The sequence below is a fragment of the Putridiphycobacter roseus genome (genome assembly GCF_003234935.1).
Taxonomy (GTDB): domain Bacteria; phylum Bacteroidota; class Bacteroidia; order Flavobacteriales_D; family Crocinitomicaceae; genus Putridiphycobacter; species Putridiphycobacter roseus.
Genome location: NZ_QKSB01000013.1, coordinates 22854 through 44530, shown reverse-complemented (window position 1 = coordinate 44530; position 21677 = coordinate 22854). Strand labels below are relative to the sequence as shown.

21 protein-coding genes are annotated in these 21677 nt (G+C 34.4%); 6 read left to right on the top strand and 15 right to left on the bottom strand.

Translation table 11 applies throughout. The features are described from left to right. Positions 1-14: 14 nt before the first annotated feature. Positions 15-1037: a DUF6340 family protein gene (locus tag DNU06_RS15245; RefSeq protein WP_146239274.1), complete on the bottom strand. Its 1023-nt coding sequence runs from the start codon at positions 1035-1037 to the stop codon at positions 15-17. A gap of 176 nt (positions 1038-1213) precedes the next feature. On the opposite strand from DNU06_RS15245, the gene DNU06_RS15240 reads away from it, so the two are divergent. Further along, positions 1214-1963 (top strand): hypothetical protein, encoded by a 750-nt coding sequence (locus DNU06_RS15240; protein ID WP_111064361.1) that lies wholly within the window; start codon positions 1214-1216, stop codon positions 1961-1963. Between the two features lie 196 nt (positions 1964-2159). On the opposite strand, the gene rseP is transcribed toward DNU06_RS15240, so the two are convergent. Both rseP and DNU06_RS15230 read right to left on the bottom strand, forming a co-directional pair. Next, a complete protein-coding gene (rseP, locus tag DNU06_RS15235) occupies positions 2160-3476 on the bottom strand; it encodes an RIP metalloprotease RseP (protein WP_111064360.1) in 1317 nt (438 codons plus the stop codon). 41 nt (positions 3477-3517) lie between these two features. Then, positions 3518-4378 (bottom strand): alpha/beta hydrolase family protein, encoded by an 861-nt coding sequence (locus tag DNU06_RS15230; RefSeq protein ID WP_111064359.1) that lies wholly within the window; start codon positions 4376-4378, stop codon positions 3518-3520. A 60-nt stretch (positions 4379-4438) separates the two neighbouring features. Between DNU06_RS15230 and DNU06_RS15225 the strand changes: the two genes are divergently transcribed. Genes DNU06_RS15225 through DNU06_RS15210 form a run of 4 tightly spaced genes read left to right on the top strand, consistent with a single transcriptional unit; the run spans position 4439 to position 7585 of the window. Beyond that, a complete protein-coding gene (locus DNU06_RS15225; protein ID WP_146239273.1) occupies positions 4439-4822 on the top strand; it encodes a hypothetical protein in 384 nt (127 codons plus the stop codon). Between the two features lies 1 nt (position 4823). Then, the gene (locus tag DNU06_RS15220) at positions 4824-5834 is read left to right on the top strand and encodes a hypothetical protein (protein ID WP_111064357.1); all 1011 of its coding nucleotides are present in this window, start codon (positions 4824-4826) and stop codon (positions 5832-5834) included. Then, positions 5831-6829 (top strand): 3-deoxy-7-phosphoheptulonate synthase, encoded by a 999-nt coding sequence (aroF, locus tag DNU06_RS15215; RefSeq protein ID WP_111064356.1) that lies wholly within the window; start codon positions 5831-5833, stop codon positions 6827-6829. Before DNU06_RS15220 ends, aroF begins: the two co-directional genes overlap by 4 nt. A 30-nt stretch (positions 6830-6859) precedes the next feature. Then, the gene (locus tag DNU06_RS15210; RefSeq protein ID WP_111064355.1) at positions 6860-7585 is read left to right on the top strand and encodes a hypothetical protein; all 726 of its coding nucleotides are present in this window, start codon (positions 6860-6862) and stop codon (positions 7583-7585) included. A gap of 3 nt (positions 7586-7588) precedes the next feature. On the opposite strand, the gene DNU06_RS15205 is transcribed toward DNU06_RS15210, so the two are convergent. The 12 genes from DNU06_RS15205 to DNU06_RS15150 all read right to left on the bottom strand — a co-directional run bounded on the left by DNU06_RS15205 (position 7589) and on the right by DNU06_RS15150 (position 19702). Then, complete coding sequence (locus DNU06_RS15205; RefSeq protein WP_111064354.1) at positions 7589-8359, bottom strand: class I SAM-dependent methyltransferase; 771 nt, start codon at positions 8357-8359, stop codon at positions 7589-7591. A 105-nt stretch (positions 8360-8464) separates the two neighbouring features. Further along, positions 8465-9058, bottom strand: a complete 594-nt coding sequence (gene hisIE, locus DNU06_RS15200; protein WP_111064353.1) for a bifunctional phosphoribosyl-AMP cyclohydrolase/phosphoribosyl-ATP diphosphatase HisIE — start codon at positions 9056-9058, stop codon at positions 8465-8467. Continuing rightward, positions 9055-9807, bottom strand: coding sequence for an imidazole glycerol phosphate synthase subunit HisF (gene hisF / locus DNU06_RS15195; protein WP_111064352.1), 753 nt, complete (start codon positions 9805-9807; stop codon positions 9055-9057). Before hisF ends, hisIE begins: the two co-directional genes overlap by 4 nt. After that, a complete protein-coding gene (gene hisA / locus DNU06_RS15190) occupies positions 9801-10514 on the bottom strand; it encodes a 1-(5-phosphoribosyl)-5-[(5-phosphoribosylamino)methylideneamino]imidazole-4-carboxamide isomerase (RefSeq protein ID WP_111064351.1) in 714 nt (237 codons plus the stop codon). Before hisA ends, hisF begins: the two co-directional genes overlap by 7 nt. After that, a complete protein-coding gene (gene hisH, locus DNU06_RS15185) occupies positions 10511-11089 on the bottom strand; it encodes an imidazole glycerol phosphate synthase subunit HisH (protein ID WP_111064350.1) in 579 nt (192 codons plus the stop codon). The genes hisA and hisH overlap by 4 nt, the downstream gene beginning before the upstream one ends. Then, positions 11086-12174: a bifunctional histidinol-phosphatase/imidazoleglycerol-phosphate dehydratase HisB gene (hisB, locus tag DNU06_RS15180; RefSeq protein WP_111064349.1), complete on the bottom strand. Its 1089-nt coding sequence runs from the start codon at positions 12172-12174 to the stop codon at positions 11086-11088. Before hisB ends, hisH begins: the two co-directional genes overlap by 4 nt. Beyond that, entirely contained in the window at positions 12171-13202 is a 1032-nt protein-coding gene (hisC, locus tag DNU06_RS15175; RefSeq protein ID WP_111064348.1) for a histidinol-phosphate transaminase, read from the bottom strand. The genes hisB and hisC overlap by 4 nt, the downstream gene beginning before the upstream one ends. Then, positions 13186-14484: a histidinol dehydrogenase gene (hisD, locus tag DNU06_RS15170; protein WP_111064347.1), complete on the bottom strand. Its 1299-nt coding sequence runs from the start codon at positions 14482-14484 to the stop codon at positions 13186-13188. The genes hisC and hisD overlap by 17 nt, the downstream gene beginning before the upstream one ends. Further along, on the bottom strand, positions 14484-15341 hold the full coding sequence (gene hisG, locus DNU06_RS15165; RefSeq protein WP_111064346.1) for an ATP phosphoribosyltransferase: 858 nt from the start codon (positions 15339-15341) through the stop codon (positions 14484-14486). The genes hisD and hisG overlap by 1 nt, the downstream gene beginning before the upstream one ends. 385 nt (positions 15342-15726) lie before the next feature. Continuing rightward, entirely contained in the window at positions 15727-16491 is a 765-nt protein-coding gene (locus DNU06_RS15160) for a discoidin domain-containing protein (protein ID WP_111064345.1), read from the bottom strand. A gap of 1 nt (position 16492) precedes the next feature. Further along, complete coding sequence (locus DNU06_RS15155; protein ID WP_111064344.1) at positions 16493-17890, bottom strand: DUF1501 domain-containing protein; 1398 nt, start codon at positions 17888-17890, stop codon at positions 16493-16495. A gap of 6 nt (positions 17891-17896) precedes the next feature. Next, on the bottom strand, positions 17897-19702 hold the full coding sequence (locus DNU06_RS15150) for a DUF1800 domain-containing protein (RefSeq protein ID WP_158526920.1): 1806 nt from the start codon (positions 19700-19702) through the stop codon (positions 17897-17899). Positions 19703-20439: 737 nt separating this feature from the next. Between DNU06_RS15150 and DNU06_RS15145 the strand changes: the two genes are divergently transcribed. After that, entirely contained in the window at positions 20440-21552 is a 1113-nt protein-coding gene (locus tag DNU06_RS15145; protein ID WP_146239272.1) for a T9SS type A sorting domain-containing protein, read from the top strand. The last annotated feature ends 125 nt before the right edge of the window (positions 21553-21677 follow it).

The following is a 21677-nucleotide window of genomic DNA, read 5'->3' as shown; positions in this document are numbered from 1 at the left end:
TTTTATGCTGGCACTTATTTTAAGTATTGATTATTATTAATTCTTTGTTGAATGATTCTTGCATATTCTTTTCCCATTTTAATATTATAGGTAGTATAGGCTTCTTGCGCATATAATAAAGCTTGATCCAAGTTTCCGTATATCTCTTCATAAATCGCCATATTATAAGTCGCTCTTCCCTTTGTCTTACTCTTAGTTGACGCTGTCATTTCCTTTCTCCAAATCTCCCCAGCTCCTTTCCAATCTTTCACTTCCGCTTTTCTATTGGCCATTTTTAAAGCATCAGAACCTTTTTTATAAAAAGTTCGATAAACACTTACTTGCTGATCTAATAATCGAGAAGCATAATACTCCCCCATTCTACTACTCAAATTAATTACGCCCGGCTCACGGTTCGCAATTGCAGCCAACGCCATAATGGGGGTTATTCCAGAACCGGAAGAAACAAAATCATTGGTTAAAATAAATTCATCAATAATTTGCTTGGTTTCCACATCATAAATACGCCAACCAGTTTTTATAAAAGTAGTCACCGTTGCCGTGTGTTGCACAAATGGGATATTACCCAAGGGCGTTGCCTTATTTACTTTTTGGGTACCGTATTTTAATTGGGTATCGGTATCATACAATTCTAAAGAAAAAAGCAATTGTGCATTATTTCCACTTGTTAAATCCGCAACTTCATCCCAATTTAATGGATTAGGGAAATTGGCTACCGGGCCATTTACCACGGATAAACTATCTAATATTTTAATGATTTTCATTTGTGGATTTAGGGACAACTGATCGAAAAAAGAAGTAATAATTTGTTGCGCGCCTTTTTTATCGATATCTCCTTCTAAGGTTAACCCTTTTTCGAGAATATCAATCACCTTAGAATTTCCGGTTGTAAAAGAACGATTGACAACGGCCGCTGATTGAAGTTCCGGCGCAAGATAAACCGCCGCAGGTTGCGTAATTGTTAAATAAACCTGTTGCTTACAAGATGCTAACCCCAATACGATAAAACTCCATAATAAAATGTATTCCTTTTTCATAAATTGTATTTTTAATTGCCCAATTTTACTCATCTCTCGAACGTAGAAAAGACAAGTTAAATTTACTCAAAAAAATGTATTTTTCACATAAAAAGAAAAGCTTTATGTCATAATCAGCAGGCGCAACATTATAATAACTAACACTTAACTACGTTATTCAAGTAAATTCTTTGATTATGACCAAATACTTTTTATTATTCGCCATAGCTTTAGTAAGCTGTAAAAAAACAGCGCACAAGCTAAACTTAGCAGCTTATTTGAGCGAAAACGCTGCTTTAGAGCAAGGAGACATTCTTGTTTTTGCTGCCAAAGCAATAGACCCAGAACTTTACCCCCAAGGTACTGGCAATATAAAACCCACTGTCTATTTTCATGCAGAAAATAATGCTGATGACTTTAAATATTTTGAATTAAAAGACAAGGAGGAACCGTATGATTACAAATCATACAAACCAATAAACAAATACCCAATAGTGATAGAGCCTTTATTTAATGGTGAAGTAAGTTCATTTTCAATTCCAACCGAAAATAATGAAAAGTTTATTGTGATAACTTATAAAAGCAGTGACAAGCTTTACGTTTCAAGTCCGATTAAACTGGAGACAAATAAAATTGAAAAAGCAACTGAAGATTTATTAACCATTACCACAAGTAATAATACAGCTACATTTACTTGGGAAGATAAAACAGCACAAAGTAATACCACTTATTTACAATTGATAAATGACTCAACAGGTACCCTAATTTCTGGCACCTATACCCAAGATAAAACATTTACTACTGCTGATTTTTCTAATGTGACCGATAGGTTTATGGAAACAAACTTGGCATTAAACCCAAACTCTAAATACTACATTTCTGTAATCGGAATAAGTGAAAACAATTGGGCAAACATGTTGGTATCAAAAGTTTTTTACACCCACTAAAAGTACACTGCTACGGGATGACAGCTGGTAAAACCAACTTACTACTTTCCCTAGTTATTACAAATGACTGCCATGCATTTTAAAGCACCTTGCTTGACTTTAATACGGAATTTGAAAAAACAAAGAAAGCCAAAGTAGAACTTTGGCTTTCACATCTTTTATAAAGACTTTCTTATTGTTATAAGTACTTACTTGCTTATCCGCCGGTAAATAATTTCACCACATCATTTCCATTGGCATAAACCAATAATGCCAATAAGAATATCATTCCTGCTACTTGTGCGTATTCCAAAAATTTCTCATTTGGTTTTCTACCAGAGATAATCTCATAAGTTAAGAACATAATATGTCCACCGTCCAAAGCTGGAATTGGTAAAATATTCATAAAGGCTAAGATAATGGATATTAAAGCCGTATTTTCCCAGAACGACTGCCAGTTCCAAGTCTTATCAAAAAGACCACCAATAGCACCAAAACCACCTACACTAGTCGCTCCTTTAGCCGTAAACACATATTTAAATTGTTTTACATAATTTACTAAAGTGGTAAAACCAGCCTCAACCCCTCTAGGTATACTGGCCAAAAAGCCATAATTAATAGTCGTTATTTTGTCTTCTATATTCGATTGCAACGCCACACCAATACTCCCCATGGAATCCACTTGCACTTCTAACGGTACAAAATTACCATCTCTTTCAACCGTAATGGCTAATAGTTCGTTTTTATTTTCTTGCACCAAGTTTCTAAATTCATCCCAATAAGCAACCTCTTGTCCATTGACACTTTGAATGACATCATTCTTTTGTATACCCGCTTCTGCAGCTACACCATAGGTGGAATCAATTATTGCTGGTAACCTCATGGTAAAAGGGTTCATAGCCCCCTCTTTAAACATAGTCATGTCAATATCTTCAGGCAAAACTATGCTTTCTTTTTCCCCATTACTATGTAAAACGTCAAATGTTCTTGCATCATTTAGGGCTATCTCTAATCCTAACCTTGAAATATCTTTCGGTGTTTCTCCATTAATGGCAATAATTTTATCACCATCTTCAAATCCAAACTGTTTAAAATAAGTCTCAATTGCAAACCCATTTTCGGCCTTATCAGCAGTAATGACTTGCTCTCCCCAAGCGAACATTAAGAAAATATAGATAACACAACCCAAGACTAAATTTACCGTTACTCCACCAATCATAATGATCAAACGTTGCCAAGCTGGCTTAGACCTAAACTCATAATCTTCTGGTGGTTTAGCCAATTGTTCCTTATCCATTGATTCATCAATCATACCAGATATCTTCACATATCCTCCTAAAGGAATCCATCCAATTCCCCATTCTGTATCTTTAATTTTCTTTTTAAAAATAGAAAATTTATAATCAAAAAATAAATAAAATTTTTCCACACGCGTATTGAACCATCTTGCAGGTAAATAATGTCCGAATTCGTGTAAAACTATTAATAGTGAAAGGCTCAATAACAATTGTCCGCCTTGAATAATGTATTCCATGGTTGAATTTTGAAAAACACAAAGTTAAGGGTTTTATTTTTTTATCCTTCTATGGAATCACTTGTAATTTGATTTTCTTTCTCAAAAAATGTTAAAGTAGCTTCTAACACCCTTAATAAGTCGGGAGGCAACTCTGTTTCATTCCATGGATGCTTGGTTTGGAAGGTGTGTCCTGCACCCTTTACTATGCAGATTTCCGTATCTGTCCAACGAGAAATCATAATCCCCTCACTGATACTTACCGCCAAATCCATATCTCCATGTATTTGTAAAAATGGTTGCTTTAATATTTCACAAGCTACTTTAATATCTAGTTTACTTTTATGTAAAATATAGTCTTCATACATTTGGTAATAATGGGGCATCTGTTGTTTGGTTCTTCCATTTTCAACGATCCTTTCCCCTGCTATTTTCCAATCATCCAACTCTTCATCCACCGGAAAACGTTTTTCAATATCTGAAATACCTGCCCAAGAAACTATCTTATTAATTCTTGGATCATGTGCCGCATGAATAATCGCCATTCCGCCACCTCTACTGTGCCCAATTAGGTAAACAGGCACTTCAAGCTTTAACTCACTTAAATACTTATAAGTAATTGAAGTCATTTTATTTAAATCAAACAATTCTAGGGAATAATTATTATTTCCAAAAGCATCTAAATCCGGAAAATCAATTGGATTTTCAACCGTTCCACCATTATGTGAAAAATTAAATTTAACAAAACCATAGCCAGCATTTACAAAATAGTTTTGTACCGCATTCCATGCACCCCAGTCTTTAAATCCCTTATAACCATGCGCAAATAGAATAATTGCCTTCGGCTCCTTTGGTATTTGAATATCGTAGACAGATATCCTGTTATTACCGCCAATGTATTTTTTGTTTATCAGTTCAATCATAAAAGCTATATTTATACCTTCATTTTAGTTGAAGTATAAATGTATAAACAATCTTTCAAAATGCCCTTTAAAACCATCATTTTAGTATGCTTTTCCTTTTTATTGTATGCCTGTGGTACGCCAAATGGTAAAATGAAACAATTTGGCAATCTAGAAATATATTACACCAAAGAAATTGATGTAAGCTATGTAGATGCTTTGGGTTCTTATTTTCAAACGCATCAATTAATTGCTGCAGATAAAACACAATCTGTTAAATTGACCAGTAATTCTGAGGAATTTGTCTTAAAAATGATTTTAAATCCCGAATACGATAGTATTCCAGCTAAAATGTGGAAAGATATTGTATTTTTAGAACGTGCAATTGACACTACTGTATTTAAAAACCTTAATTTTGCACTTGAAATTACGGATGCCTATTTTAATCCATTAATCACTAAGTAAATTGAAAATTTCAGCTTCCATTTATTCCGACAAGGAAAACGATATACTGACAACAATAGAAAACTTGAATGCTAACCACGTGGACTTAATTCATGTGGATTGTAAAGACAATTTAGGTGTTTTTGAAGACATTAAGACTATTCAACAACATTCTGATATTCCAGTCGACTTGCATATCATTACAGATGATGCAACTAAGTTTTACAACGAGCTTATCGCTTTAAATGTGGAATACGTTACCTTTCAATACGAAGACTTAATAGATAAAAAACTAGATATTCCTAAAGAGTTTGATGGAAAACTAGGCTTAGCTATTACTTCAAATACACCTATTGATGTGTTTGACAACTACATAGATAGCTTTGATTTTATTTTATTTATGGCGACAGTTCCAGGGGAAAGTGGTGGAAAGTTTGACCATAGTAATTTTAGACGCATTCGAGATTTTAAAAAGAAATATCCAAATAAGCGCATTCATGTAGATGGTGGTGTAAATGGAGAAGTATCGTTTATACTCAGGAACATGGGAGTTTACGCTTCAGTGTCTGGCTCATACCTATTCAATGCCAGTACCATTGGCTCCGCTTTATTAAACTTAAAATTAAATGAGATTGAGTCTCATTTTCTAGTCAAACACTTTATGTTAGACCTAGATGAGTCACCCTATATTTTGGATACAGAATTTGACTTAGAAAACATATTAAATGCCATGAAAAAAGGGCATTTAGGATTTACTTCAATTGTCGATAAAAATCATATTTTTAAAGGCATTATAGGTAATGCAGACTTAAGGCAAGGCTTAATGAATCATTTGGACGATTTAAACCAGTTAAACCTTGAAGAAATGGTAAACAAAACACCATTAGTGGCAAACGAAAACTATACCGTTTACCAACTATTAAGGTTTGTCAAAAAGCAAAATAAAACAATACTTTACCTACCGGTAATAAACAATAACCAAGCGTTAGTTGGAACAATTAATTTTATGAATTTAATAAAAGGAGAATTATGATTATTCACTTAAAGAAAGAAATAGGGAATACAAAAGCTAATGAAATCGCCATTAAAACAAACTCGTTTATAGTGGAAAAAAGAGACTTTTTTGTCTTGATTTCATCCTCATCATTAAAAGAAGTACCTAGTGAATTTAGGGAACATGTATTAGATAGCTATGTTTTTAAGGACGACATGCAATTGGCTTCACGTGAATACCAAAAAGAAACCAGAACCATACAGTTTGGAAATGTAAAAATTGGTGGAAATACAAACAACACCATCATGATTGCTGGTCCATGTTCGGTGGAATCAGAAAGCCAAATTCAAGCTTCCTCTGCCCTATTAAAATCACACAACTTAACCATGCTACGTGGTGGTTGCTACAAACCAAGAACCTCACCATATAGTTTTCAAGGTCTTGGTTTTAATGGACTTCAATTATTAGACAAAATGCGAAACCAACACGGTTTAGCCATTATTACAGAAGTAAGAGATGCGACGCATGTGCACGAAGTAATTGAGCATTCTGACATCATTCAAATTGGTGCAAAAGCCATGTATGACCAAGGAATCTTAAGAGCTTGTGCAAAGACACATAAACCGGTAATGATTAAACGTGGATTTGGTTCTACTCTGCAAGAAACTGTTCAATGTGCTGAATTTGTACTCTCCGGTGGAAATGATAATGTGGCAATTTGTGAGCGTGGTTTAAGAACTTTTGAAAACAAAACTAGATTTACACTTGACTTATGTGGTGTAGCTTACTTAAAAGAATACACCAATTTACCTGTTATTTTAGATCCAAGTCATGCAATGGGACATGCATATGGTGTTCCTGATTTGACAAGAGCTTGTATGGCAATGGGTGTTGATGGCTTAATTATTGAGGTACACCCAGACCCATCTGTAGCAAAATCTGATGCATCACAACAATTGAATCACGACCAATTTAATGCCTTGATGCAATCTTTACCTGCTATTGGAAATGCTGTTGGAAGAAAATTGGTGTAAGCATTAATCCATTTTGTAAATACAAAAAAAATGAAAAAAAATATTATTTTATTGTTTAGTTTTTTAATCATTCAATTTGCTGGTTTCAATCAGCAATTGAGTGAATTAAAAGGCCTTGACAATGCCCACATTGCTGAATTTTATATTAATTATTTAAAAGATGGCGTCTTGTTGGTTAGGCTACAAAAAAAGCAAAGAAAAATTGATATTTTAACAAGAACTGGCAATCTTGCAGATGCAGAAAATGTGCGCCAAGAACAATTGAAAACCAATAAGTCTATTGTCGCTGCTTTCAACGATAAATTTACCTTCTGTCCAACTTATTTTTTCTACAGTGACGACTCAAAATATGTCGCCAATAACCAGCTGGACAGTGTAACGTTTTTAGATGTTATGCTCATGCCTAAATTAGTTAAATTTGATTCAAATGTTAATTTTTTAACCGCTGAATTTGGTATTATCAAAGAGGACACCGCATTAAATTATGCAGGAAATAGACTTGACGGAGATTACAGATACTATAAAGATTCATCAAACCGAACCTATAAGAATGATTATTATAACGGTGGAACAAATATGAGTTTTGGCGCTTTATTAATAAAAAGTAATATTTTTATTCAATTATCTCCTCCTTTTCCTTTTTATGCCCGAACACTCGCTACGCTTCCTATTTTAAGAAGAAGTCACAACAAGGTAGTTGAAATCATGAATAGCAAATTGATTGCTTATTACGAGCGGCTCTATGGCATGGAATAAAGTTTACTTTGAAACAATATATAATACTTCTGACTTAGGTATTCTATAGCGTTCAAATACTTCTGTCGGTAATTCCTTAGAAAAATCAACCACTTCTACATTAAATCCAGCTTCTCTTAATCGGTCAGGATAATTTAAACCATACAATCTCACATGATCGTATTGCCAAAAATGCTTCTCTCTCTCTTCAGGAGTAGTTATCGACCAATCTTCATAAGTTGTAGTACGAGAAGTATCGATAGGCACTTGCATGATTCCCCAGCCTCCAGGCTTCATAATTCTATACAATTCTTTCATACATTGTAAATCATCTTTTACATGTTCCATTACATGGTTACAGAATATTACTTCGTATTGGTTATCTTCTAAGGGAATATCATGTAAATCAAAATGTAAGTCTGCAATTGGCGACAATAAATCACCAGTGACATAATCTAAATTCTTTTGCTTTTTAAATTTTCCATGAAAACATTGCTCTGGTGCTATGTGCATCACTTTTAAATCTGGTTTTGTAAAAAAATCTGTCTTTTGTTTTAAATACAACCACATCACACGGTGACGTTCTAAGGTTAAATCGTAGGGACATAAAACATTATCTCGGTGCGCTACATCAGAACCATAAGATAAAAACTTACGGAACTTATGCTCACATACTGGACATTCTACCTTGTCGCCTTTATACACCAAAGGTGCAAATACTCTAAAAACATAACTCAGCCTAATCAACATTGGTCGAGGTAAGTTATTCAGTAAATACTTATATATTTTTTTCATGCTAATCGATTTCCGCGCACGAAGATAAGAAATAAATTTTCAAGTGCCTTCGCTTAATCCTGTTCAATTGTCGCGAAAAAACACCTTAAAAATTGATTTAATCTCCTATTTACGCTTTATTCTTCCTTTCAAAACCCCTTCTATTTCTTTCAAATTAACATTTTTTGCTTTTAATAAAATTAAATAATGATACATCAAATCTGCCGCTTCATTTTTAAACAAATCTATATCCTCATCTTTGGCTTCAATTACCAATTCAACAGCCTCTTCTCCTACTTTTTGCGCCACTTTATTAATCCCCTTTCGATACAATTCATTCGTATAAGAATCTTTAATGTTATTATTAATTCTATCAGATATAACAGCTTCTAATTCATATAGAAAAGACGTGTCAATTAAAGTAGAAAAACAAGAAACATTTCCAGTATGACAAGTAGGACCTATTGGGTCAGCCTTTATCAACAAGGTATCCTTATCACAATCTAACTGAATGCTTTCTACGTTTAAAAAATTCCCACTTTCTTCTCCTTTCGTCCACAATCTTTTTTTACTCCTACTATAAAATGTTACTTGTTTTTCTGCAACGGTTTTAAGGTAAGCCGCTTCATTCATATAACCTAACATCAATACTTGAAAAGTGTCTTTGTGCTGTATAATTACAGGAACTAAACCGTTCCCTTTTTTAAAATCTATTCTCATCTTACTGGTATATTATATATGTTTAAAAAATTTTTAATAGAGGATATCGATACAATGTCTTCGTGAAATATACTAGCTGCAAGCGCGGCCGTTGCATTGGTTTGTTTAAATACATCATAAAAATCTTCCTTTTTCCCGGCCCCACCTGAAGCTATAACAGGTATATTGACCAAGGCACAAACCTGTTGGATGACATCCAAAGCAAAACCTGCCTTAGTACCATCTTCTTTAATGGAAGTTAATAATATTTCACCCGCTCCTAAATCTGCCACTACTTTTACCCAATCTATGGTATTTAAATTAGTTTCTTCAAGTCCTCCTTTTGAAAATACTTTCCATGCTTCTCCTACATAATCCGTATCAATGGCTACTACTACACACTGACTTCCAAAATTATTTTTAATGGCTGTAATTAAATTTGGATTTTTAATTGCCGCGGAGTTAATACTCACTTTATCTGCTCCCGCTTGTATCACTTTACTAACATCTTCAATAGTACTAATTCCACCACCAACCGTGAATGGAATATTAATATTGGCTGCTATTTCTTTTATAAGAGGTACAAAAGTTTCCCTTTTTTCGGCAGTAGCAGTGATATCTAAAAACACCAATTCATCTGCTCCTTCTGCAACGTATTTAAGCGCCAATTCTACAGGGTCTCCTGCATCTTTTACACCAACGAAGTTAATTCCCTTCACCACTCTTCCTGCTCTAATATCTAAACAGGGTATAATTCTTTTCTTTAACATATCCTTCCTAAATCTTCTAAAGTAATTTTCCCTTCGTAAAAAGCTTTCCCTATAATGGCACCAGCGCAACCTAATTTGGCTAGTAATTCTAAATCTTGCAAGGAAGAAACGCCACCACTCCCAATTAAATCCACTTTAGTTTCCGCTATTATTTCTTTGTACAAATCATTAGCGGTGCCAGCCAGCATGCCGTCTTTACTAATCTCTGTACATATTACATGTTGGACGCCTTTGTCGCGATAATTTTTAATATAATCCACTACATCAATTTCGGAGGTAGCTAACCAGGCATTTGTCGCTATTTTTCTATTCATACAATCTGCACCTAAAATAATTTTTTCTTGTCCAAATTTAGACAACCAATCTAGGAATACATCTGGTTTTTGAACTGCAACACTCCCTACAATAACTTGATCGGCACCGGCTTCAAAAGCTTTTACTAGATCATCTTCCCCTCTTATGCCACCGCCAAACTCAATCTTTAAATTCGTTTGCGTAGCTATCTCCTCCAATATTTTATTATTAACTACTTTATTCGCCTTGGCTCCATCTAAATCCACTACATGTAAATATTGAACACCATGGTCTTCAAATGACTTTGCTACTTCTAAAGGATGATTATTATAGATTTTTTTTGCATCATAATTACCTTTAGTCAGTCGAATACACTTTCCATCTATGATATCTATTGCTGGTATTATTCTCATAATTTTAAAAAATTTAATAGTATTTGCTCCCCTACTTTTGAAGATTTTTCTGGATGAAACTGTGTGGCATAAAAATTATCGTCTTCCATTACCGCGGAAAATGGTTGAATGTAGTCGCAAACAGCTGTAGTTTCTCTGCTTATTTCCGCAAAATAGCTATGTACAAAATACACATCCTCTTCTGCTTGTATATTTGCAGTTAGTTTCCCAGATCTTTTTACTAAGTTATTCCATCCCATATGTGGGACAATATCTCTGGGCGGAAACAAGCGAACATTGGCATTAAATATCCCCAAACATGCCACGTCTCCCTCCTCGCTATGTTTACACATTAACTGCAACCCTAAACAGATCCCTAAAAAGGGTTGTTTTAGGGATAAAATCACTTCATCTAGTCCTTTTTCTTTAAGGAATTGCATTGCGGACTTTGCTTCACCAACGCCTGGAAGAATTACTTTACTTGCATTTTTTATTACATCAATATCATTAGTAATCACACTTTGGTACCCTAAATTTTTAAGTGCGTTTTGTACTGATCTGATGTTACCAGCATTGTAATTTATAATCGCTATCATAATATTCCTTTTGTACTTGGTATTTTATAATCCTCTGTTTTTTTTATAGCCATTCTTATCGCCTTAGCAAATCCCTTAAAAATGGCTTCAATTTTATGGTGTTCATTCGTTCCACTTGCCTGGATGTTTAAATTACATTTTGCGGCGTCAGAAAATGACTTAAAAAAGTGCATAAACATTTCTGTAGGCATATCCCCTACTTTTTCCCGCTTAAAATCAGCTGCCCATACCAACCAAGGTCTACCGCCAAAATCAATGGCTACTTGTGCCAAACAATCGTCCATAGGCAATAAAAACCCATATCTTTCAATCGCTTTTTTTGATCCTAAAGCTTTTAAAAAAACCTCTCCTAGACATAGGGCAACATCTTCAATAGTATGGTGTTCGTCAACTGCCAAATCACCCTTTACTTGAATATCTAAATCTATATTTCCATGTCTAGCTATTTGTTCTAGCATATGATCAAAAAATGCCAATCCAGTATCTATGTTATTTTTTCCATTGCCATCCAAATTCAATACAATATCTATATTGGTTTCGTTAGTTACCCTTTTCAGACTAGCCACACGTGCTTCATTTTTTAAAAAATAGTAAATATCTGCCCAACTCTTGGTACTCAATATGGCGTCCTCTTGCATGTCACCAATAAATATACCGGTACAGCCTAGATTTTTTGCCAATTTTAAATCACTTGATCGATCGCCAATTACATAAGAATTACCCAAATCATAGTCGCCATACAAGTACTTATTCAACAACCCTGTTCTAGGTTTTCTTGTTGTTGCATTATCTGCAGGAAAACTTCTATCAATCAGCACCTCTTCGAATACTATCCCTTCATTTTTAAATGCTTGAATTATTTTATTTTGTACCGGCCAAAAAGTCTCTTCAGGAAAAGAATTCGTCCCCAAACCATCTTGATTGGTTACCATCACTAGTTCATAATCCAATTCAATGACAATTCTAGAAAGAAATTGGAAAACACCGGGATAAAACTCTAACTTCTCAAAACTATCCAACTGAAAATCAACCGGTGGCTCAATGACTAAGGTGCCATCTCTATCTATAAATAATACTTTTTTCATATTTCATATTTTTTTAAAGCGCTAATCAAAGCATTGTTTTCTTTGGCATTACCGACACTAACCCTAATAGAGTTGGCCATAATTTTGTCCCTATTTCTGACCACCACCCCATTAGCTAATAAATAATGATAAATAGCCTCTGCATGGTTTACTTTGACCAGTATAAAATTGGTTTCAGAAGGGAATATTTTTTCTACGATTTGTAATTGGTTTAAAGCGCTTATCAGTTTACTTTTCTCTTGTTGAATCCATAATATATTTTTCTCGTAAACAGATTTATTTTTCAACACCTCTAAAGCTTTATCTTGATTGAGTTGACTCACATTATAGGGTGGTTTAACCTTATTTAATAAACTATTAATAAAGTCATTGGTGTAAGCAACACCTAGTCTTATCGCAGCAGCTCCCCAAGCTTTACTCAATGTTTGTAGTACAATTAAGTTTGAATAATCAGCAATAGATTTATTCCAAGAAGCCTGTCCACAAAAATCAATATATGCTTCGTCGATTACAACAATACCTTGAAAATTACTACAGATGGAAGCAATCACTTTTTGATCCATCAGATTACCTGTTGGATTGTTAGGCGAGCATATAAAAATAATTTTCACTTTAGAATCCGTATAAAACGCCTCCAATGCACTCCTTGGGATTTGAAACTGCTCATCCAATGGAATTTTAATATATGCTACATCATTGATATTTGCAGACACTTCATACATGCCATAAGTTGGGGTAAAAGAAATCACTTTATCTAATCCTGGTCTGCAAAATATTCTAAAAATCAAATCAATAATTTCGTCACTACCGTTGCCTATAAAAATATTATTTTCTGGAATGGATTGACTTAAGGACAAGTGTTTTTTTAATTCATTTTGATAGGGATCAGGATATCTGTTCAAGTTACCAAAGGGACTTTCGTTTGCATCTAAAAAAATGGCATCCTCTCCATTAAACTCATCCCTTGCACAGGAGTAAGGGGTTAAATTCAGAATATTGGGACGAACTAGTTTACTTATTTTCTTCATCTTCCAAATTATTTAAACGCAGGGTGACAGCATTTTTATGTCCGTATAATTTTTCTTCAGTAGCCATCACCTCTATGGCTTCTCCTATATTCTTAATCCCTTCTTTAGAAAGCTCTTGAAAAGTAATTTTTTTAACAAAACTATCTAAGGAAACACCACTATACGTTTTTGCAAAACCGTTAGTAGGTAAAGTATGGTTAGTTCCGCTGGCATAATCACCAGCGCTTTCACAACTATAATTCCCTATAAAAACAGAACCTGCATTAGTAATTTTATCTACCAAATTTTCAGTTTGCGTAGCAGCTAGTATTAAGTGTTCGGGTGCATAAGTATTACTAAATAGTACACAATCTTCTAACGTAGAAAAGAAAATCACCTTACTATTTTCAAGGGCCAATTTTGCAATTGCTTGTCTTGGTAAATCCACTAATTGTTTTACTACCTCTGCTAACACTTTTTCGATCATCACTTTGTCATTTGAAAGTAAAATCACTTGACTGTCTACACCGTGTTCTGCTTGTGACAATAAGTCGGCAGCAACAAATTCGGGTACAGCTGTTTGGTCAGCAATAATCAACAATTCACTTGGTCCGGCTGGTAAATCAATAGCTATTCCTGCTTGTTGCGCAAATTCTTTCGCCTTTGCCACAAATTGATTTCCTGGTCCAAATATTTTATCTACTTTTTGAATACTTTCCGTCCCATAAGTCAATCCAGCAATTGCTTGTGCACCTCCCATTTTATAAATAATGTCTACTCCAATCAATTGTGCAGTATATAAAATACTAGCTGGAACTTTCCCCGACTTTGAGACAGGAGTACAGAGTACAATTTTTTTACACCCTGCAATTTTAGCTGGAATTCCCAACATGAGTACGGTAGAAAAAAGCGGTGCAGTACCTGCAGGAATATACAGTCCCACACTTTCAATAGCTACAGATTTCCGCCAACATTTTACGCCTTTGGTAGTTTCAACTATTGGCTCCACTATATGTTGACTTTGGTGAAAAGCAGTAATGTTTTTTCTAGCCACTTCAATTGCTGCTTTTAATTGATTAGGTATCGTTAAAATTGCAGCTTCAATTTCTTTTGGAGAAACAATTAAACGATCTAGATTGACGCCATCAAATTTTGCATTGTATTGGAAAATAGCCAAATCTCCTTTTTGCTTAACATCCAACATGATCTGTCTTACTGCATTGTCCAGTTTTTCTTCTTTTATTATCGGTCGTCTCACTAAATTTGACCAATTACTTTTTAAGGGTTGTTCAATTATTTTCATTATAATACCATTTTATCAATTGGAACGATTAAAATATCTTCGGCACCAGCCTCTTTTAAAGAATCAATAACCTCCCAGAATTTTTTTTCTTCAATTACAGAGTGAATAGAACTCCACCCTTTTTCTACCAGTGGAAGAACCGTTGGACTTTTTAAGACAGGTAAAATATTTGAAATTGCAGCTACCTTATCATCCGGTACATTCATTAATATATATTTAAACTTTTCTGCCTTTTGCACAGCTTTAATTCTAAACAATAACTTATCGAGCAACTTTTCTTTTTCAACATCCAATTGATTGGATTTGACTAGTACTGCCTGAGATTCTAGGAGGACAATACTTTCTTTCAGTCCATTTTTAAACAAGGTGTTTCCGGAGCTTACAATATCACAAATACCATCTGCCAAGCCAATATTTGGCGCAATTTCTACCGAACCTGAAATGTGGTGAATGTCAGCATTAATACTATTTTTCTCCAGAAATTTTGTCAAAGTATTGGGATAAGAAGTAGCAATTTTTTTACCTTCGAAATAAGATAAATCCCCTACTTCTACTTTTTTTGGCACTGCCAAGGATAATTTACATTTTGAAAAACCTAACTGTTGCACCGTAGTTACCTTTTTCTCTTTTTCAATTAACAGGTTTTCTCCCACTATACCAATATCTACAATACCATCTTCTAAATACTGTGGGATATCCGCATTCCTTAAGTACAATACTTCTAATGGAAAATTAGTGGCATTTGCTTTTAATTGATCTTTTCCATTGTCGATAAAAATTCCACAGGATTTCAATAAGTTAATAGAATCTGTGCTTAATCGACCACTTTTTTGGATTGCAATTTTTAGTTTACTCATTTTTAAATTAAAATATCTGAGTAAACAAAAGGATAGAAAACAAAAAACCCATCTGATTTACTCAGACGGGTTTGAAAATATTTTTAAATTATACCTATATCAATTCCTGTTCGCCTGAGAGCAAATATGAAAATGATGATGATGTAATTGATTGAAATTCATGTTTTGTTTGTTGCAACAAATCTAATTCATTTAATTCGAACTTTGGGTTAAAAAAGTTACGTTTTTTTTCTAAATAAGGATAAAAACTGTTGAAAAATACCACAAACGACTATTATTAAAAAGATTACGTAAATTATTTTTTCATAATTTTTTTCTTATTTATCCTGAAGGAAACAACCTATTCCGATTATTTACCCGTTAAAACCAGTGTAAAATTCCTGATTTATTGTTTGACAATCTTATATTCCGACTTGGCATAATTGGACAATAAAGTCACAATATAAACCCCCGGAGCCAATTCTTTACCTTTAAGAATTTCTACCGTTTCATTCAAAGCAATGGGTGTATTTTGAATCAATATTCTACCATTTGCATCCGTCAAATTGTAATTAACGGCGTGGACACATTGTTCGTTTAAGGTAATGTACAATTCATTATTGATCATTGGATTTGGAAATACATCCGCCACAATACAAATAGAGTCTGTTGACAAGGAATCTGTTACTGAAGGATCTGTTGGGACAACTTTTAAAGAATCGACTTCTAATTTCATTTCTGCAAAACCAGCACAATTTCCACCGTAGTTGCTTTCGCTGGTAATCAATAAATACTTTGCTACAGCTCCATTAAAATTCAACACATTTTGTCCTTCGTAGGTGTTTTCACCTGTACCTTGGTTAAAGGTTACTTCACCGTATTCTAACCAGGTAATGCCATCTGAAGAATAATCTATATTGGCTTTTTGTATGCCATCACTCAATAAGTCGGGTGCATTGATGTTCCAAATATTCAATGTATACATTTTCATTTCAGTTCCAAAATCATACATAATCCAATGTGACGCTGGTCGTGTTGTATTTGGATTCTCCGTTTTTTCACAAGAAATCCATTGGTTAAACCAGGTGGTATTATGCCTTTCGGGATAGCATTGCGAAAATCCGTTGGTGGCTAAAGTAAAGAGTAATATGGTCGAAAGTATATATTTCATCTTACATGGTCATGAATCCCATTGGGGGATTTTGTGTGTTTAAAGTGGCCAAATTATGGAAATTACCCACATTCGGAAAAATGGTTGACAAATCGTTTGGTTCCACACCATACCAAAGTGCCAATTCAGAAAACATGGAATCGGTTGCTGTGGTCGGCACCAAAACGCCACCATCTAAATATTGTGGACTGTTAATTTGTAGAGAAGGATAATTTCCGTAAACGTTATTTCCAATTACATCTCCTCCCATTAAAATCGCATTTCCGCCCCAAGCATGGTCACTTCCGTTTCCGTTTGAAGTCAGTGTTCTTGCAAATTCTGACCCTACAAAAGTGGTCACATCACTGAAGACGCCCATTTCGTCCAATACATTTTTAAATTCTACCATGGCATCATTTACCTCTTGCATTCCATTGGCATGGTTGATCAATAAATCATCATGATGGTCCCAGCCATTGTGTTGCACAAAAAATATTTGTCTTTCAAAGCCTAAAGTATCTCTTACCGCAATTGTTTTAGCAATCATTTCCATTTCTTGAGAAATACTTGATGCAGAAAAGGCCGTATTAAAACCTGGTAAACTGTTTACAGCTTGTTCAAATTCTATACTCGCCTCAATTGACTTTCTAAAAGTATCCGCATAAGTTTTTTGAAAAGGGTCGGAATAATTGTGTGCCAACAAACTATCGGTCATTGCCCTTCGTTCTTGGTTATTGCCCCATGTTTCGTTATAATAAAAAGGCAATTTAGGACCATTCTGGTTCATGGCAAATTCCACGGTTTGATTGCCAAATTGAAACAAATTTGAACCCGACAAGGAAACATTCATGGAAATATTTTGGTTGATATTGGTCGATCCCAATAAATCTGCAATTTGTCCGCCCCAGCCTACATTTACTCTCTGGTCAGCACGACCAGAATGCCAGTGATTGTATTGATCGAGGTGTGAAAATAATCCGACAGGAATAGGCGCTGTACCCTGTTGGTATTGGTTTACTGTAGTGGGTTCTATCAGTGTCCCTACATTTGCAACCATGGCCGCATCTCCTTGGTCAAACAATTGTTTGATACCTCCCAAATTTGGATGTAACCCGTAATTATTTCCTGCGATTCCAAACAAGTCGTTTTGAGGAATGGCGAGGTTTGAGCGGGTTGTTGCATAATCGTTATACTCCGAAGTAGTATTCGGCATAAGCATGTTAAAAGAGTCATTCCCCCCACCTAAGAATACAAACACCAAGGCTTTGTAATTTCCAAAAGGCGGCGGCGGCGGTGCACTCATCATGGCATTTACCGCCTTAAACTGTATCATTGCAGAAACAGGTGCTGAAAGTCCTAAAGCAGCCAAACTAGCTTGCTTTATAAATCTTCTTCTTGAATTATCGCCTTTCTGTTTCATGTTTAATTATTTTAAGACCACATAATCGGGACTAATCATTACGGTATAAACTGCTAATCTAATTTTTGCATCAATGCCCGACAAACCAGGGTCCAAAGCATTTAATTGGTTTTTTATAATCGACCTTGTGTTTTGCGACAATTGTCCGTGGCATAAATAAATATCTAAATAATCAATCAAGGCATCTTCATCTTTTGCCAATTCAGTCAGCGAGGTCAAGTCGGAAGTGGTGATATGACTATTCAAAGCATCTGAAGAATAAGACAAAAATAAAATTTCTGATTCTACCCAATAATAAACCATATCAGTATAACCAATGCTCGTTCTGGTATTGTGGATTTCAAATTCTGGTCCAACCAAATTGGCATTTGCCAATGGGCCGTTTGGTGAAAAAGCGGGACTATAAAAATTAAATACCGTTTGTGCATGCAGGGGTGCTTGATCTACTCGGTCTCTCAAAAAACTTGGGTAATTAAAATACCTTCCACCTTGGTGTGGACTATTGCCTCCAAAAAATCTAGCAAACTGTGTGTACCGCAATACTGGTTCTCTTAATTTCCCTTGAGCGGGGTCGTTTATAGCTGCACAAGTCCTTGCTTCTGGATGCATTAAAATGGTACTAAAGACTTTTTTCATATCTCCCCTAACACCTTCTCCATTATCATTAAATGCTTCAGCTACTGTTTGAATATAGTTAGGCGAAGGATTAGACTTTACCAATTGCTGAATCAATCGCTTGGCCATAAACGGACCAACATTTGCGTGGTTAAACAAGTGGTCAATCGCATCCGCTATATCTTCTTTTCCGGTTTGACCAGCAGGAATAACATGGCCATCAATAATTGTTTTTTGCCCCGCTTCATGTTGGTCTTCATACATCATCATGGGCACCTTAAAATCTGCAGCCCATGTTCCTAAATAAAAATACAGGTTACCACCATCTTCTCTAGCTCCAACTGAGAGTCCGGTAAAAACCTTTGCCAATTCTTTAATGTCATTATTGTCGTAAGTTGGAATTGGATTACCGTTTCCATCCAATTTTTGAGAACCGTCGATATTCAATTGAAAAAGACCGATACTGAACAACTGCATGATTTCTCTAGCATAATTTTCGTCTGGATGAATATTATTCGCAGTGTCGGATTTTGGATTATTTAAATGGCTCAAGTAAGCGCCCATGGCCACGTGTTCAGAAATTTCTGACAACATGGTTTTATAATTCCCAAAAGCATTTCTTATTAAAATATCGTAATAGTCTGACACACCAATACCATAACCTGCCAAGTCGCCTTCAAAAGAAATGACCATAATTTGGCTCAATGCATAAGCCGCTCTTTGTCTCAATTGATCTTTTGCCAACATGGTATTGGTCCACCAAGCATAACTGGTATGTCTGGCATCTGGTCGATAAGTATAATTCGAAGAGTCACCACCGTTGGCTATGTAATTTTCGAGACCGATATCATAAGCCATTTGGGTAGAATCCGCCAAATATGTTGGTGACATTGCCAATTGATTGGCTAGCCATTTTTCAATACTGTTATTGGCAATCCAATCTATTTCATCAAGTGTTCCTCCGAACCCAGCTTGGGTCAAGAAACGGGTGGCTTCCATTTTTTTTGCGATCAGTCCTTCTCCTTGCAAGGTGTTTTGAGCTGAAGCAGTATAAATTCCTGGATATATTTTCGCGTTGTGACTACTGGTTACGGTAACACCTTGTGCATTTCCTGCCCCAATATATTTTTGCGCGACTATTTTATGGCTGAAAACCAAAGAAGTACAAAACAGTACAAGTAAATAGATTTGCTTCATTACCAAAAGTCGTTTTTTAAATGTAAGAATTTTTAATTTAGGAACCATAAAATTTAATTGAAAGAAGTGGAAGTTATCTACTTTTTTCAGAACGATACTAGAAGCTAGACACTAGATGCTAGACGCTAGACAAAATAAGTAGTTAGACAAAGTTATTACGTCTAGATTTAGTTTAACTGCTTGTAAAACTATACTTCTATCCGACACCAGAGGATTGAATAGATTGCAAACTGTTCAATAATCCCGATAGCTATATGGAGATTGAAATTGGCAACAGCCAAGAGTAAGTTTTAGCATTAAAATAGTAGATTTTAGATGCTAGACAGTCAACATATGTCCAAACTATGCTTTCGTTCCAATGTTGTACCAACCTAGCTAAAACTAACTGTAATCCACTGCAGTTAAATAAGCAATTAAATTTTTCCAAATAAAGAAAAAAACTTCAAAATTTCATCAAAAAACTAACCTAAAAACTTATTATACAGCTAATAATTATTTAATTTGGGTCAAAAATTTAAAATTTATTTTATGAAATACTTTATTTACTTTTTTTTTTCTTTCATTTCCAATTTATTTATGCACAATACACGAGTATTCCTGATGGTGCATTTGAAATCTATTTAATCAACTTAAACATAGATTCGGACCCAATTGCGGATGGACAAATTTTAAATACTGATGCGGAAGCCCAATCCTCCCTGTTTATTAACGCTCCATTTATAAGTGACTTGACAGGTTTGGAAGCTTTTAATAATTTAAATGAACTACAGGTCAGTCAATACAGTGGCAGTTCTTTTCCGATTCACACCATGGATTCTTTAAAGGAACTAACCCTTTCATATGTTGCAGTAAATAATCCAGATTTAAGTCAAAACTTAAAATTAGAAAAAATTCATTTTTCCAATTCAACAATAGATTCAGTGAACATCATGACAAATACCGAATTGAAGTATATTTACTTATCAAATTTAAGCTGTAATAGCATTAATTTTAGTCAAAATCTAAATTTAGAGATTCTACTTATTGGAAATTTAGGGTTAGATTCTCTCGATATCAGTTCAAATTACTCATTAAGAGAGCTGACTTGTTCTGACTCATTAATTGAACTTGATATATCTCAAAACCCACTATTAACGTATTTAAATCTCAATAATAATTTATTAACATCTTTAGATTTGAGTCAAAATGAAAAAATAAGGACACTTTTCATGGAGAACAACTTAGTCACTTCTCTTGACTTGAGTGAGCAAGACTCCTTAGAAAAACTAGGTTTAAAAATTAATCTATTAAACGCGCTGGATGTGTCCAATTCTAGCAAATTAGAACTTTTAGATTGCGATTCGAATAACATTCAAGTGTTAAACTTACAGAACAACCATGAACTTGAATGGATTAATTGTGCTAGCAATAATTTGCATCAACTAAATTTACAAAATGGCAATAATAGTAACATTTTGATAGATTATAAATTTGACGTAAGAAACAACCCAAACCTTACCTGTATACAAGTAGACGATATTGCTTTCAGTAATAACGCATGGATTAATAAAGATAATCAGTCATATTTCAGTTTAAATTGTCAATATGATCTTGGTGTGCAAAATAAAAATTCAAAGTATCAAATATTATTATTCCCCAATCCAAGTGATGGAACATTTCATGTTAACACACAGGATGACAAACATGTATTAGAAATTGAAATCTATAATACTTTAGGACAAATAGTATATTTCGAGAAAATTAAAGAGTTAAATGATTTAACTATTCGAACAAATTTGAACACTGGAATATACTTGGTAAAACTCAATTCAAATCTAATTACTCAAGTTAGAACAATGATTGTAGAATAGTGTTTGCTAATTATTTAATTGAAAATAGACACTAGAAGCTAGACAAAAGACATAAGACATAAGACATAAGACAAAAGACAAAAGTATTAAGACACAAGTACCAATTATTAAGACAAATGTTAATC